The following is a 14,371-nucleotide window of genomic DNA, read 5'->3' as shown; positions in this document are numbered from 1 at the left end:
CAATTGCCATTAGAATAACAAGAATTTCGCTTTCTCCCCACGATTCTTGTTAAAATAGAGAAATAGATGTTCAAATAAGGCAGAAAGATGGCACGTAAGAATCAAAAAGCGCCATGGGAAGAGGAAGAAGAGATCATTTGGGTTAGTAAAACCGAAATGAAACGCGATATGGACGAGCTTCAAAAGTTGGGTGAAGAACTCGTTAGCCTGAAACCTTCGGTGCTTGAAAAATTTCCACTCAGTGAAGACCTTGCAGACGCAATCAAAGACGCGCAACGTTTCAAAAACGAAGCTCGTCGTCGTCAGCTTCAGTACATTGGTAGACTGATGCGTTTAGAAGATCCAGAGCCGCTGCAAGCTGCACTGGATAAAGTACGAAACAAACACTCTCAAGCAACCGCAGAGTTACACAAACTTGAGCTGTTGCGCGACCGTATCATCGAGAAAGGTGATGCTGCTATCAATGATGCAGTAGAACTATATCCCGATGCAGATCGTCAGCGTCTTCGTCAGCTAGCGCGTCAGGCAGCAAAGGAAAAATCAGCGAATAAACCACCAAAGGCATCTCGCGAAATTTTTCAAATGTTAAAAGCATTAAATGAAGCGGCGCGCTAATTAGCCTCTTCAATTAAACGCACTCTAAAGGCCGATGTCATCCATCGGCCTTTTTATTAGAGCTATTCCCCTGCTCTAACAAAATCACTCAACGATACATTTTGATGCTGTGACGACAACTCCGTTATCTTGCCCGTCACTTCCACTTTTCCATTAGCAACATAGATAAAATCACTACCAATTGCTCTGGCATCACTAATATGATGAGTCACCATCAGTACGGTAATTTGTCGCTCTCTTGCTAAGGTTTTAACCAGTCCCAGCATTTCCTCACGTAGAATCGGATCGAGAGCTGAGAAAGGTTCATCAAGTAACCAGATGGGATGAGGCTGGACGAAGCTACGAGCCAACGCAACTCGCTGACGTTGACCACCGGAGAGTTGCTCCGGTAGACGCTCAAGGTACTCCTCAACGCCAACCTGCTTAGCCGCTTGTTCCACCTGTTTATTCTGCTCGGCAGTCAATTTCAAGCCAGGGTGTAAGCCCAATGCAATATTCTGCCTTACTGTTAAATGAGCAAATAAGTTGTGTTCTTGAAACAACATAGCAAAAGGACGTTGATGAGGTTCTTGCCCCACAAGATTGACACCGTTTACTTCAATCCGCCCACTACTAGGCTCAATAAAACCCGCAACTAAGGCCAACAGTGTCGATTTACCAGCACCACTAGGCCCCATCAAAGCCACAACAGAACCTTGTGCGATACTCACATCAAAATGAAACAACTCATCATGGTAGTAATAATCGACTTTAGTCAGCGCTAACATAATTTACCTTTGAATTCGCTTTAAGCAGTTTCTCAATCACAGCAAAACAACCAACACTGAGCATTAATAACGTTAAGGAGACTACCGCTGCAGCGTCCATTTGATAGCTACCAAGGAGTTGGAAAAGATACAGTGGTAGTGTGCGAAATTCTTGGCTACCGAACAAGGCAATCGCGCTTAGATCACCGATGGCAAACATAAAGCTAATTGCAAATGCATGGGCGAGCGGCTTCTTGAGCGCTTTCCATTCGACAACCCGAAAACGTTGCCACCCTTTCATTCCTAGACTGGCACATACATATTGGTATTGCTGTTCTATATGCAGCATCGGCTGAGCTAATGTTTTTATCACATAAGGCAGCCCCATCAAGGCATTTACAGCTACGACAACAAAGAACGCAAGGCTAAACACATCGGTAAAACTGCGCAGTAATAGAAATACACCTGTTGAAATCACTAGCCCAGGAGTGACAAGAATAATCGTCCCGATCAACTCTATATGATCCGCGCTCTTTTCCCGTTTATTGAGCCTTAACCTACGGCTAGTAATCAATATCGAGACACCCGCTATCACCGCAACAAAGCTAGCCAGCGTTGCAACTTTTACCGATGCCCATAACGCCAACCAAAAGCGGCCATCGCTAAATATCTCTAGCGCCTGCTGATTGAGACCACTCAACACCACCATCAGTAACGGAGGCAAAACAAGTAACATCGCAGCACATATCCACCCCCAGTCCCAACACTTAGATGCCCGAGTGTCTTTACATAGATAGACATATCTAGACTGGCTACCTGGCGTCACTGCCATAGGTTTAGCTAAGCGTTGAATAGCCAAAGCCATAACACCACACAGCATCATCTGCCAGATCGCCAGCAGAGCACCGGCCTGTAAGTCAAAATCAAATTTAATCGCTTGATAAATGGCAAGCTCAATAGTGGTTGATTTTGGGCCTCCCCCTAATGCCATTACTGTTGCAAAACTCGTAAAGCAAAGCATAAAGACCAAACCACTGACATGTGGGAGCTGTTGTCGAATACGGGGCCATTCAACCCAACGAAATTTGTCCCAGTGCCCCATCCCGAGGTGAGCACAAAGCTTATGCTGTTGCTGAGGAATCGAATCTAAAGCTTGTAATAACAGACGGATGGCGTAAGGAAGATTAAAGAACACATGGGCAAGCAAAATACCATTCAACCCATAAATCGAAAATGGGAGTTTACTGTCTAAACTGGTAAATAACTGAGCCACTAAACCACTATTGCCATAAATAGCCAGTAGCCCAAAAACACCAACCAGCACAGGTAAAACGAGCGTAGTCGCAAACAGCTTAAGTAATAACGCTTTGCCTAGGAACTGTCGCCGCGATAGCGCGTGCGCCACAGGAATCGCCAAACCTACACTGATCACAGTCGAAAGGAATGACTGGTAGAAGCTGAACTTGGTAACATGACGATAGTAAGGATCGCTCCAAACATGACTCACATCGAGAGTTGGCGCATTGACTAGCAATGCACCTAAGGCAGAAATAACAAAGGCCGCGATAAATATCGCGACCCAAATGCCTATTTTGGGAATGTTACGCAAAAGACAACCTTAGAAAGTTAATGCGCTTTGCCACTCACGAATCCATGACTTGCGATTATCCGCCACTTCATCAGCACTAAAACCGAGAGCTTTACTTGGTACTGTCAGAGTCTCAAAACCTTTCGGTAATGCAACTCCCGTTACTGGATACATCCAGTTACCCGTTGGCATCGCCGATTGGAAACCGTCACTGAGGATAAAATTCATAAACTGATCAGCAAGCTGTTCGTTTCTTGAGCCCTTAACTTTGGCTGCCACTTCCACTTGAGTGTAATGACCTTCAGCGAAGTCTGCTGCCGCAAATTTCGCGTCGTTCTCAGCAATCAAATGATAAGCAGGTGAAGTGGTGTACGAAAGAACCAAATCAGATTCACCCTCAAGGAACATCGAGTACGCTTCTGACCAGCCTTTGGTTACGGTAACGGTTTTTTTCGCTAACTTTTGCCATGCCTGAGAAACGTCATCACCGTAGACGGACTTCATCCATAACATTAAACCTTGTCCAGGCGTTGAAGTACGTGGGTCTTGGTAGATAACTTTAAGATCTTCACGAGATTCAACCAACTCTTTCAAGCTCTTAGGTGGATTCGCTAATCTTTCCTTGTTGTAAACAAAAGCAAAATAGCCAAAGTCATAAGGAACAAAGGTCTTGTCATCCCAGCCATTCGGCAGAGTCACAGCACTGGTATCGACATTATGTTGGCTAAGCAAACCCGTTTTCTTCGCTTCTGCCATTAAGTTGTTGTCTAGCCCCAAAACGATGTCCGCTTTGCCGTTTTCCCCTTCTAGACGTAAGCGATTTAGTATCGATACACCATCATCTAACGCGACAAAATTAACGTCACAGCCACACTGTGCTTCGAATGCTTTTTCTACCGTAGGGCCTGGACCCCAATCCGCGGCGAAGGAATCGTAAGTGTAAACAGTCAAGGTTTTGTCTGCTGCAAGAGCAGAAAAGGACGTTAGGCTAACAACAGCCAGAGTACTGATTGAAATGGTATTTAGAGTGGTTTTCACTGCTCGCTCTCTCCTTGTATGAGCGGCACAGGCTTGAGGGACAATGTGGTTAAGGATGTCCAGACTCAATTCCTACGCCAGCATTATCTGGTTCAGGTACACGGGTCCCGAGCAAAGCTCGATCTCAGCTGAGTCCAATATAAATGGCCTCTATCGCTCCCCGATGAGTAACGGACAAATTGTAATAGTTATGTGACTCAATAGCTAGAGTTGATGAGAGGAACTCTTAACTACGTTGGTCATATCCCCAACGCGGTACTAAGCCCTGCTCAATGCCAAGATGATCTAAAATACGTGCGACCATGAAATCGACAAGATCTTCTATCGACTTGGGTTGATGATAAAAACCTGGAGCCGCAGGCATAATCGTGACACCCATCTGCGACAATTTGAGCATGTTTTCCAAATGAAGAGTCGAAAACGGAGTCTCCCTCACCACCAAAAGAAGCTGTCCACGCTCCTTCATCACCACATCCGCTGCTCGCTCGATAAGATTATCCGACATCCCATGTGCAATCGCGGCTACACTACCGGCTGAGCAAGGACACACTACCATCTGTTTTGGTGCAGCAGATCCCGAAGCAACAGGAGAAAACCAGTCATCCTTGCCGCAGACAACCAGTTTTTCTGGGGCACATTTAAAATGGTCAACCAACGCTTGCTGTGTGGCTTCAGGGTGAGCGGGCAATTTCAGATCATGCTCGGTAGCGAGAACCACACGAGCGGCAGACGAAATCAGCAGATAAACTTGATAGTCCGCAGCAAGTAAGCACTCTAACAGCCGCAATCCGTAAGGCGCACCGGATGCTCCAGTAAAAGCTAAAGTGATGGCTTTATGTTGTTTGTTCATTCTTTAAAACTACGTTATTGAGCCAGTTTATCCACCAGCTTAGTGTGAATACCTTCAAAGCCACCATTGCTCATCACAAGAATGTGATCACCCGCTTTCGCACTCGTCACGATCTTCTCCACAAGTTCATCAATCTGTGCGCTCACTTGGGCAGGTTGGTGGCACTGATTGGCTACATCTTCCACCGACCAATCAATGTTGTCAGGCTGGTAAAGAAACACTTCGTCAGCGGTTGCCAATGATGCCGCTAAGGTTTCCTTATGAACACCACGTTTCATCGTTGCGCTGCGCGGTTCCAATACCGCAATAATTTTCTCTTTGCCGACCTTGTTACGTAATCCACCTAGGGTAAGTTCAATTGCGGTAGGATGATGAGCAAAATCGTCGTAGACGGTCACACCGTTCACTTCACCTTTCAGTTCCAGACGACGCTTAGTATTAATAAATTTAGCCAATGACTCACAGGCCAAATCTGGTGTCACTCCGACATGGCGCGCCGCTGCAATCGCCATCAAGGCATTATCGACGTTGTGGTCACCAACCAAGTCCCATCGAACAATACCCACTTCTTCGCCTTGGAAAAACACCTTAAACTGAGAACCATCTACAATCAGCTTCTCAGCCTGCCAATCGCCCTCTTCACCGCTAAATTCAGTCTCACTCCAGCAACCGCGTTCTAATACATCGGCAAGATCAGCATCTTGCTTAGGCGCGAGAATACGACCATTTCCAGGAACGGTACGAACAAGGTGATGGAATTGTCGCTTAATCGCTTCTAAATCATCAAAGATATCCGCATGATCGAACTCAAGATTGTTCATCACTAAAGTGCGTGGGTGGTAATGTACAAACTTAGAACGCTTGTCAAAAAAAGCACTGTCGTATTCATCTGCTTCGACGACAAAAAAGACACTTTCGCCTAAACGTGCTGAAACACCGAAGTTTCCTAGTACGCCACCAACAAGAAATCCTGGCTGATAGCCACAGTCCTCTAAGATCCAAGCAAGCATGCTCGAAGTCGTTGTCTTGCCATGTGTACCCGACACCGCTAGCACCCAACGGTCATGGAGTAGAAACTCTTGCAACCATTGCGGTCCAGAAGTGTAACGAATTTGGCTGTTTAGCACGTACTCAACGCACGGATTACCTCGACTCATTGCATTACCGATAACAACCAGATCCGGTGCTGGGTCAAGCTGAGATGGGTCAAAGCCTTCTATGATTTCAATACCTTGCGATTCCAGCAACGTACTCATCGGTGGATAAACATTCGCGTCACTACCTGTCACTTTGTGTCCAAGCTGACGAGCGAGTATCGCTGCGCCACCCATGAAGGTGCCACATATTCCCAAGATATGAATGTGCATAACTGACTTTGTCCTAGGCAAAAATTATCTGTTCATTATGGCGACAAAGCACTGAAAAGCGAACTACTTTGATCACCAATAATGATGTTAACCCATTCAGTTGATTACTCTTCATCCACACAAACTGGCGCGGTCATCAATGCAAGACGAAGATGAGTCGACAAATAAATTGAGATCTCAAGCAGTTAGTTCATTACCAATAAAAAGATCTTACTTTTAGAATTAACACGGGCACTGATTCAAGATCCGTAAGAGATAGACACTGTCCATCCCCCATATTTTTGAGCGACTTTTTAAAGGAAAAACCATGTCTGGAATGCGCACCCTTGGCGAGTTCATTGTTGAAAAGCAAGCGGACTTCCCCCACGCTAGCGGTGATCTATCATCCCTACTCTCTTCTATTCGTCTTGCGGCCAAAATTGTTAACCGAGAAATTAACGCAGCTGGCCTAGGTGATATTACTGGTGCTGTTGGCACTGCGAATGTTCAAGGCGAAGACCAGCAAAAGCTAGATGTTTATGCTAACGACAAATTTAAAGCCGCTCTTGAAGCTCGAGATCAAGTGTGCGGTGTCGCGAGTGAAGAAGAAGATGAAGCGGTAGCGTTTAATAAAGAACTCAACAAAAATGCTAAGTACGTTGTTTTGATGGACCCACTAGATGGTTCTTCCAACATCGACGTTAACGTTTCTGTTGGTACTATCTTCTCAATCTACCGTCGTGTGTCCCCTATCGGCACACCACCGACAGAAGAAGATTTCCTTCAACCAGGCCACAAACAAGTTGCTGCAGGTTATGTTATCTATGGTTCTTCAACCATGTTGGTATACACAACAGGTAACGGGGTTAATGGCTTTACCTACGATCCATCGCTAGGTACGTTCTGCCTTTCTCACGAGAATATGATGATCCCACAAGATGGAAGCATCTACTCGATTAACGAAGGTAACTACATTCGTTTCCCTCTTGGCGTGAAGAAATACATCAAGTACTGTCAGGAAAACGCCCCAAGTGAACATCGCCCATATACTTCACGTTATATCGGCTCACTCGTTGCTGACTTCCACCGTAACTTACTCAAGGGCGGTATCTACCTTTACCCAAGTACGCAAAGCCACCCAAACGGTAAACTTCGTCTATTGTACGAGTGTAACCCTATGGCTTATATCATTGAACAAGCGGGCGGTGTTGCCTCTGACGGTGTAAACCGAATCATGGACATCAAACCTACCGAGCTTCACCAGCGCGTCCCTTTCTTTGTCGGGTCGAAAAACATGGTGAAAAAGGTCGAAGAGTTTTTAGAGCTTAATCGCGAAGAAAACTAACCTTTGCACACAAAAGAGCCGACAATTGTCGGCTCTTTTTCTAGATTAGAACATCGACCCTGCAGTGGAGTTTCGACCTGACATATAATCTTGACTAAAGAAGGGATCGAGCTGATCGCAAACACCCTGATAAGGTCTTCCTCGCACGCCCAACATATAAGCATTCTGCCCGCAGTAATTAAGACGCCCTTGTTGATAACCTTTGGTGTAGGCGTCATAAAGTGCCTGATTAAAAAAGCTGCCGCTATCTAGCTTGGCAAGTTGCCTCTCAGATTGCTGTATATAACCCTTCGCTCTTAGTTGAATTCAAACTGATACAGTACATCCACTGCACTATCTACACCGGAAATTGCTTCTAAGTAGAGATCCTGCATTAATCGATATCGCACAGTAAACTCACCCACTGAATCAAAAATACCGACGCCATACTTCACCTGTAGCCCAGGTAAAATATAGCCGCTCACCGTTACCTGCGAGTCATCGCCAGAGCCTGCTGTATCAAGTTGGAGATCTTGTACACCAAACGCTTGTCCGATCTCACCAACAACACGACCACTCTTGGCCAAGCTCAATCCAATCAAAGTGGTGGTCATGGCATTCCCCCCGGCCTCACCATCAATATCCTGCCCCCTGAGCAAATAGGATAGTGCATTTGCCTGTGGCATCGCAGGATCAGAGAAGATGGTCACTGTCGGCTCGCTGGCTGGTCCTGTCACCTTAACACCTGCCGTCACATCATCTTGCGTGTTGTCCGGATTTCGAATAGCAGAAATCTGCACATACGGTTGATCAACAGGACCATTCATTAAGATCTTACCTTCATTGATAATCAGATCCTGACCAAATGAACGGTACGAACCATTAGTGATGTTAACTTCACCCGTTACAAATGGTCCTTTGTCTTTTTGTGCAACATTGAGCTTACCAACCAAACCACCTTCAAGACCAAATGCAGACAACTTAAAATCATCGCCAATCTTAATATTGATATTGGTTTCTAGTGCAAATGGGACTTTACTTTCCGATTCAATCGGCTCTAGATCATCGTTCAGTAAAACCTGATCTTTGGACACTCCGACCGCACTTGGCGGCAACTCTTCAACCACAATTCGTCCCCAAGGTAATGCGATGTCTCCATCTACTCGGACGACCTTTGGCGAAGCAGAAATGGTCATATCCGGTTGCACTTTGATCTTCACCATTGGCGGAACGTTAACCAATAACTCCTCTGCAAAGACTCGAATGTTGGAGTTCCAATCTTTCAGATCATTCCAATCCGCGTCACCGGAAACCTCTAAGTCCCCATCAGGGGTATGGATGGTCGCGGCCAATGAAGCGTCATAACCCGCAAAATTAATAGCTACACGTCCTGAATCAACTTCGACCGGTGAGATCTCCCCTTGAAGCAAGATATCATCGACAACAAACTGACCATTCACCTTGGGATGTAACGCTGAACCGCTAATCTGTAGATCCGTACTTAGATTGGATTCTAACTTACTGTACTCACCAATTATCGGCGCCAAGAAATCTAGGTTAAATGTGCTCAATTTAAAACGGCCATCTAACTGCTTATCTTTCTCTAAAACGTTAGGAATCGTAACGTTACCTGAGATATCACCATTGTTGCTAATGTCCAACATCCAGTCTGCTTCGAGCTTATTGTCGACTAAGTTAGCATTGAGGTTAACATTCTCCCAACCGATCTTAACTGGCTGTTCGAGTTGTTGCGTTACCTGTCCCTGAGTTAAATCGACGGAAGCTTTGAGCTGCGGAGCACTATCCGGAGCCCATTTAGCCCACACATTTGCATTGGCGGCACCTTTGATGAGCGTTTCTTTGGGCAGAAAAGCCTTTATCTGTTCGAAGTTGAAGCTTGTAAGGCTCAACGCTGCTTCGCCGCTTTGACCGACCTTAATATCCTTATCGAGACACAAGCTAGAATCCGCCTGAAGCCAACAATGAGCAGCGACTGCAACTTGCTGCGTCGCCATCTCAAAGCCCAGTTTGGTGGCTTGGTTTAGACGCCATTCACCCTGTTGTGAAGAGATATTCATCCGCTCTAGGGTGCCGTTCCATACAAAATCAGGCTTATCCACCAGAACACCATTGAGCGCAAAACTGGTTGAGGCAATATTCGAAATAACATCAAGCTGCAACTGATGCTGCTGTTGTGTGCCCAAAAAATTCATGCTGACATTATCAACTCGGTAGTCTTGATATTTAGCTTGAGTGACTTTCAACGCTAATTGACCACTCGGAGTGGGAAGTGGTGTTACACTACCTTTGAGCTCAATCTTTGCTACTTGAGCTTGCTTTTGCCAATCAACAGCCGAAACGTTTAACGCAAGGCCAACTTTCGGCTCTTTCAACACACCACGCAATGAGACATTTCCCACGGCTTTACCCTGCAAATCGGGAACGGTTTTGATCAAATCAGGAAAGTTTATCGCCAGATCAAGACGCCATTCTTTATCCAATTCACCTTTTGCTTTAATGCTATTCGGACCATGTGACAATACGAGTCCGGTAGTGCGCAAACTTAACTCACCGTTGCCCTTGCTATCTTTAGCGCTCAGCGCTCCTTCGATATTGAGAGGGTAATCGCGCAAGATACCGTCAATGTCGAGCTTAGGTACTTCAATCGTCCAGCCACCTTGTTCAGTAAGTGCACCTGTTGTTGAAATAACACCACTTATATCACCTTCCGCTTCAGGCCATTGCAGCCCAGGTTGTATATGAGTGAGAGATAAGTTAGCGGCCCAGTTCACAGGAGCGCTCCAATCAGCCATTATGTCGCCAGACACGGAGCCTCCGAGTGTATCGACATCGATTTTACTCAGATTAACATGAGACAAATCTCCCTCACCTTGCAATGACACCCCAACATCAGGAACATCTTTACCTTTTACATCGGTGATAAGAGAGAGTTGGTATCCATCTAATGAACCCTTAGCCTTTAACTCGTCGAGAGAAACAAAGTAATCACCTTTCCCAATCATCGGCCATTGTGCTTTAGCTTTTAGCAACGAGATATCAAAAGGAACATTCGGTTCTAACGGCTGTAATTGAGCAGATAACTGAGCTTGAGCCAAACCCGTTAAGTTCGCCGCTAATCCTAAATCCGCGACACTACCTGACACTTTTAAATCTATCTTTTGTCCCGCAGCAATTTCTTCTTTAATGGTTGCATCTAGTGCAAGCGACAACGGATAGTCACCGCTCAGTTTAATGTCTGTTTTTAATTGCGCCTCAACTTGAGGCATGTCGAGTTCTAAAGTATCAATAACGACCTGTGAACCTTTCGCTTTGGCGGCAAGGCCAAGATGGTTGACAATGATCGGCGTCTCTTGATCAAGCTTGAAGTTTTCAACATCGAGACGTACGAGTTCAACCTGAAGCGGCAATTTCACTTCTGGTAGAGTGATCGCTTGTGCCTCTTCCGTCGTCGGAGATGCTGGCGACTCTTGGGGATTCTTACTTTCTTCATCTGAGCTTGGGGCAAGCTTGACTAATGGGTCGAGAAACTTGGTCTTGTTAATGCGTAAGCGATTACCCTGAAAAGAAGCGCTCGACGTAAATAAACGCCAAGAGATCTGGTTTCCAAGCACATCGAGATTAATATCTTCAAGCTTAAGCCAACTCACTTTTATTGGAACTGGTGACGTAATGTTTGTTGTTGCCGTTTCTGGCGCAGTTTCTGTCTCGGGAGTTGAAGGAGGCAACTGCGGCATAGAAAAATTCAGACCTTTAATGGCTAACTCATCGATACACACTCTCGGTTCAGTGAGACACGTTGGCGTTACGGCCAAAGTAAGCGAGGTAATCTTTGTGTCTACTTGCAAGTCGTCATCTTTGAATACGACGCCATGTAACGTAAAGCGAGGGAATAGCGCTCCCTGAGTCGAAGAAACCGTTAGCTGAGGAACAAATTTCTCAGCCCCCCATAGAGCAAGATTCAATCCGGTATTGGTAAAAAGCAATCCACCCAATGCCAGTAAAATCACTACCATTAATGCGGCAAAGATCAGTGATATCCATTTTGACCACTTAATTACAACATGGGTCATAGTTCAGGTCCTAAGGTAAAGTGGATCTGGAATTCATCGCCTTTTGCCGCGTCTAAGCCCCAGGCAAAATCGAATCTAATTGGTCCGACGGGGGAAGCCCAACGAATACCAACCCCTGTTCCTCGTTTTAGATCCGGTGTGTCATTAAATGCGTCACCTACATCATAGAAGACGGCCCCCCACCAGTTACCATAAACTCGGTATTGATACTCCAGTGAGCTGGTCGCTAAATACTTAGCACCTGTCAAAGCGCCACTGGCATCTGTTGGCGAGATAGATTCGTAGCCATAACCACGTAAATTGTTGTCACCACCAGCGAAGAAACGTAGAGATGGCGATAGTTTCTCAAACTCTTCAGCAAAGTTAGCACCACCATCAATACGGAAAATGCCTCGGTGGTTTTCACCTACACCGCGAATCCACGTCATCGCGCCCAGCAAACGCGTCACTCGCGTCTCTGACAACATACTAGGGTCACCATACTCAACGGTTAAGCTCTGTCGGTCACCCCACATTGGCATAGCACCGCCTCGAATTCGACTACGTGAAAAGGAGATACCAGGTAAAAGGAACTGCGCATTGTCATCTTGTAAGCCCTGTTCATAGTTCTCCAGTAGATATCTTATGTAGAGCGTTCTATGCCAGCCATTATCCAACACCCAGTGCCTCTCCAAAGCAAGATTGGATTCCAGACTTTTGGTGTCACGGCTATCAAGGTTTTTCATACCATATTGAATTCGGTAGTACTCTTTCAATACGTCGTCTAACGGAATGCGATAACCGGCGGTGATCGTCTGCTCAGGCGCAGAGAGAGAAAAACTACTGTCAAAGCTATGACCTCGGCTGTTTACCCAGGGTTTCTTCCATTTTAATGATCCACGGACACCCACATCCGTCGAATAGCCAAGACCCGTTTCAAGCTGGTTTCTCGCCTGAGGCGCGAGAGAGACTTTCATTGGCAGTTCTCTTGCCTCGCCCAATTGAGTCAAGTCTGGTTCCACAAATACTGACGAAAACCAGTCGGTATTGGACAGGTTTTGATTGTACTCGCCCACCTTAGCCACCAAGTAAGGTTCTCCCTGCTTGTATGGTGAAATTGACTCAACGCGATCATCTTCGATTTGGCTTCCAGTAATGCTATTCGCGCCAAAATGGTAGCGAATACCACTATTAAACTCGAGTCGGATAAACGCCTGATTTAGGCTAGGGGCAACTTCGAGACGGCTCTGCGTAAACTCGCCTTCGAAATACCCTCTCTGCAAGGCAAGGTTACGAATCGAACTTTTGAGTGAGTCATAATGATTGTGTTGCAGAGCACTCCCCTGCTGCAAACCACTTTTCTCAATCAAGGCTTGAAACTCAGGATCATTCTCTGCTTCACCTGTTATCTGGATATCCAACTGCGCTATGGTCGTTACTGGGCCAGGATCAATATTAACGGTCACCAGTTTTTGATCATCAGAGACTTTAAAATCGTAACTAGGATGGTAGTAACCCAGTGCATTTAGTGATTCAGTGAAGTTACGCTCTAAACGTGCTTTAAACCTAAGGCTGACTTCATAGTCTTGTTCAGGAATCGAAGATAGATAAGCTTCTACATTGTCCAATAGTACACCATCGACACCATTGATCTTGAGATCAACTTCATTTGCCCACACTGGAAACGTGAGTGAAGCTAGGGTGATTAGGACTGGTAAAGGTTTGATGATCATGCTTAATTATCTATCTCCATAACGTTAGGCAATAATAACGCCTGAAAAAAAATAAGTCTGTATGAAAACAGTCAACTAGGCGGTCTATCTCATAATACACAGCAAGGAAACTCACGATGCTCAACAAACAAACTATGATTACCGCGCAAGAAGCGCTGCCAGGCAGAAACACACCACTCACCATTGACGATAGTCATTTCGTCAATCAATCCAGTTTGACCGCTGAACCTCCACAAGGTTGCGAACAAGTTCTATTTGGTATGGGCTGTTTTTGGGGAGCTGAACGACTTTTTTGGCAACTCGATGGCGTAGTCAGCACATCGGTCGGCTATTCTGGTGGTTTCACACCGAATCCAACTTATCAAGAAGTATGTAGTGGTCAGACAGGACATACTGAAGTCGTTCGTGTTGTCTTTGATACTCAAGTGATCTCTTTTGAACAACTGTTGCATGCTTTTTGGGAAAAACACAATCCTACTCAAGGTATGCGTCAAGGTAATGACCTCGGCACTCAATACCGATCTGCTATTTATGTATATAGTGACGAACAGTATCAAACCGCCAGTGCTTCCAAACAGGCTTACCAAGCTCTACTGGGTGACGATGTGCAATCGATCACCACTGAGATTCTGCCCGCGGGTAAGTACTATTACGCAGAGAACTACCACCAGCAATATCTGGCTAAAAATCCCGACGGCTACTGTGGTTTGGGTGGTACTGGAGTCTGTTTCCCTTCTCAGTAAGAACAAAAGCAAAAAGCCACCGGTCACAGTAACTCCTATCACTTAACGTGTTCGCAACACACTGGATAGCAAACCATACTGTTGCGAACGACCCCTCTATAGCAGTGGGGTATTTTCTGATTTTTCATAATTTGTGATAATTCACAGTCTCCTCGGTGCATTTCTTGCTTCCGGGCAACTTTTTGCTCGATCTGGGCAAGATCTTGCTCGATTCGAGCAAAAAGTTGCTCAGCTTGTATATTAACAAATGCTTAAATTGTTGAAATATATACATTTTAATTTTGGCACGCTTTTTGACTAAGAGTTAGTGTTATTACA

At 45.6% G+C, this 14,371-nt stretch carries 11 protein-coding genes and 1 riboswitch; of the genes, 3 read left to right on the top strand and 8 right to left on the bottom strand.

Features of this window, described 5'->3' with window-relative positions:
• Positions 1 to 87: 87 nt before the first annotated feature.
• Positions 88 to 615, top strand: a complete 528-nt coding sequence (yjgA, locus tag QTN94_RS06510; RefSeq protein ID WP_331417567.1) for a ribosome biogenesis factor YjgA — start codon at positions 88 to 90, stop codon at positions 613 to 615.
• 62 nt (positions 616 to 677) lie between these two features.
• On the opposite strand, the gene thiQ is transcribed toward yjgA, so the two are convergent.
• The 5 genes from thiQ to mpl all read right to left on the bottom strand — a co-directional run bounded on the left by thiQ (position 678) and on the right by mpl (position 6,204).
• Entirely contained in the window at positions 678 to 1,382 is a 705-nt protein-coding gene (gene thiQ / locus QTN94_RS06505; protein WP_331427233.1) for a thiamine ABC transporter ATP-binding protein, read from the bottom strand.
• A complete protein-coding gene (gene thiP, locus QTN94_RS06500) occupies positions 1,366 to 2,970 on the bottom strand; it encodes a thiamine/thiamine pyrophosphate ABC transporter permease ThiP (protein ID WP_331427232.1) in 1,605 nt (534 codons plus the stop codon). The genes thiQ and thiP overlap by 17 nt, the downstream gene beginning before the upstream one ends.
• Before the next feature lie 9 nt (positions 2,971 to 2,979).
• Positions 2,980 to 3,987 carry a thiamine ABC transporter substrate binding subunit gene (gene thiB, locus QTN94_RS06495; RefSeq protein WP_331427231.1) on the bottom strand — a complete coding sequence of 336 codons (1,008 nt, stop codon included), beginning with the start codon at positions 3,985 to 3,987 and terminating at the stop codon, positions 2,980 to 2,982.
• A gap of 52 nt (positions 3,988 to 4,039) precedes the next feature.
• Positions 4,040 to 4,160, bottom strand: a riboswitch (TPP riboswitch).
• Positions 4,161 to 4,213: 53 nt separating this feature from the next.
• Complete coding sequence (locus QTN94_RS06490; protein WP_138973853.1) at positions 4,214 to 4,837, bottom strand: flavin prenyltransferase UbiX; 624 nt, start codon at positions 4,835 to 4,837, stop codon at positions 4,214 to 4,216.
• Between the two features lie 14 nt (positions 4,838 to 4,851).
• Complete coding sequence (mpl, locus tag QTN94_RS06485; RefSeq protein WP_138973854.1) at positions 4,852 to 6,204, bottom strand: UDP-N-acetylmuramate:L-alanyl-gamma-D-glutamyl-meso-diaminopimelate ligase; 1,353 nt, start codon at positions 6,202 to 6,204, stop codon at positions 4,852 to 4,854.
• 307 nt (positions 6,205 to 6,511) lie between these two features.
• On the opposite strand from mpl, the gene fbp reads away from it, so the two are divergent.
• Positions 6,512 to 7,528, top strand: coding sequence for a class 1 fructose-bisphosphatase (gene fbp, locus QTN94_RS06480; protein ID WP_138973855.1), 1,017 nt, complete (start codon positions 6,512 to 6,514; stop codon positions 7,526 to 7,528).
• A 45-nt stretch (positions 7,529 to 7,573) separates the two neighbouring features.
• On the opposite strand, the gene QTN94_RS06475 is transcribed toward fbp, so the two are convergent.
• Genes QTN94_RS06475 through tamA form a run of 3 tightly spaced genes read right to left on the bottom strand, consistent with a single transcriptional unit; the run spans position 7,574 to position 13,310 of the window.
• Positions 7,574 to 7,810, bottom strand: coding sequence for a DUF2799 domain-containing protein (locus QTN94_RS06475; RefSeq protein ID WP_331427281.1), 237 nt, complete (start codon positions 7,808 to 7,810; stop codon positions 7,574 to 7,576).
• A 14-nt stretch (positions 7,811 to 7,824) separates the two neighbouring features.
• Positions 7,825 to 11,598 carry an autotransporter assembly complex protein TamB gene (gene tamB, locus QTN94_RS06470; RefSeq protein ID WP_331427230.1) on the bottom strand — a complete coding sequence of 1,258 codons (3,774 nt, stop codon included), beginning with the start codon at positions 11,596 to 11,598 and terminating at the stop codon, positions 7,825 to 7,827.
• On the bottom strand, positions 11,595 to 13,310 hold the full coding sequence (gene tamA / locus QTN94_RS06465) for an autotransporter assembly complex protein TamA (protein ID WP_331417572.1): 1,716 nt from the start codon (positions 13,308 to 13,310) through the stop codon (positions 11,595 to 11,597). Before tamA ends, tamB begins: the two co-directional genes overlap by 4 nt.
• Before the next feature lie 116 nt (positions 13,311 to 13,426).
• Here tamA and msrA point away from each other — a divergent pair, with 116 nt between their 5' ends.
• The gene (gene msrA / locus QTN94_RS06460; protein ID WP_331427229.1) at positions 13,427 to 14,053 is read left to right on the top strand and encodes a peptide-methionine (S)-S-oxide reductase MsrA; all 627 of its coding nucleotides are present in this window, start codon (positions 13,427 to 13,429) and stop codon (positions 14,051 to 14,053) included.
• Positions 14,054 to 14,371: the final 318 nt, after the last annotated feature.

Source organism: Vibrio sp. M250220, from assembly GCF_036533795.1.
Lineage (GTDB): Bacteria > Pseudomonadota > Gammaproteobacteria > Enterobacterales > Vibrionaceae > Vibrio.
The sequence above is the reverse complement of the archived record's forward strand: the minus strand, read 5'-3'. Positions and strand labels throughout refer to the sequence as shown.

Bases quoted from the DNA above. Each gene is read 5' to 3' on its own strand.
- yjgA (WP_331417567.1), top strand. From the start codon at position 88: ATGGCACGTAAGAATCAAAAAGCGCCATGGGAAGAGGAAGAAGAGATC.
- thiQ (WP_331427233.1), bottom strand. From the start codon at position 1,382: ATGTTAGCGCTGACTAAAGTCGATTATTACTACCATGATGAGTTGTTT.
- QTN94_RS06490 (WP_138973853.1), bottom strand. From the start codon at position 4,837: ATGAACAAACAACATAAAGCCATCACTTTAGCTTTTACTGGAGCATCC.
- mpl (WP_138973854.1), bottom strand. From the start codon at position 6,204: ATGCACATTCATATCTTGGGAATATGTGGCACCTTCATGGGTGGCGCA.
- fbp (WP_138973855.1), top strand. From the start codon at position 6,512: ATGTCTGGAATGCGCACCCTTGGCGAGTTCATTGTTGAAAAGCAAGCG.
- tamB (WP_331427230.1), bottom strand. From the start codon at position 11,598: ATGACCCATGTTGTAATTAAGTGGTCAAAATGGATATCACTGATCTTT.
- tamA (WP_331417572.1), bottom strand. From the start codon at position 13,310: ATGATCATCAAACCTTTACCAGTCCTAATCACCCTAGCTTCACTCACG.
- msrA (WP_331427229.1), top strand. From the start codon at position 13,427: ATGCTCAACAAACAAACTATGATTACCGCGCAAGAAGCGCTGCCAGGC.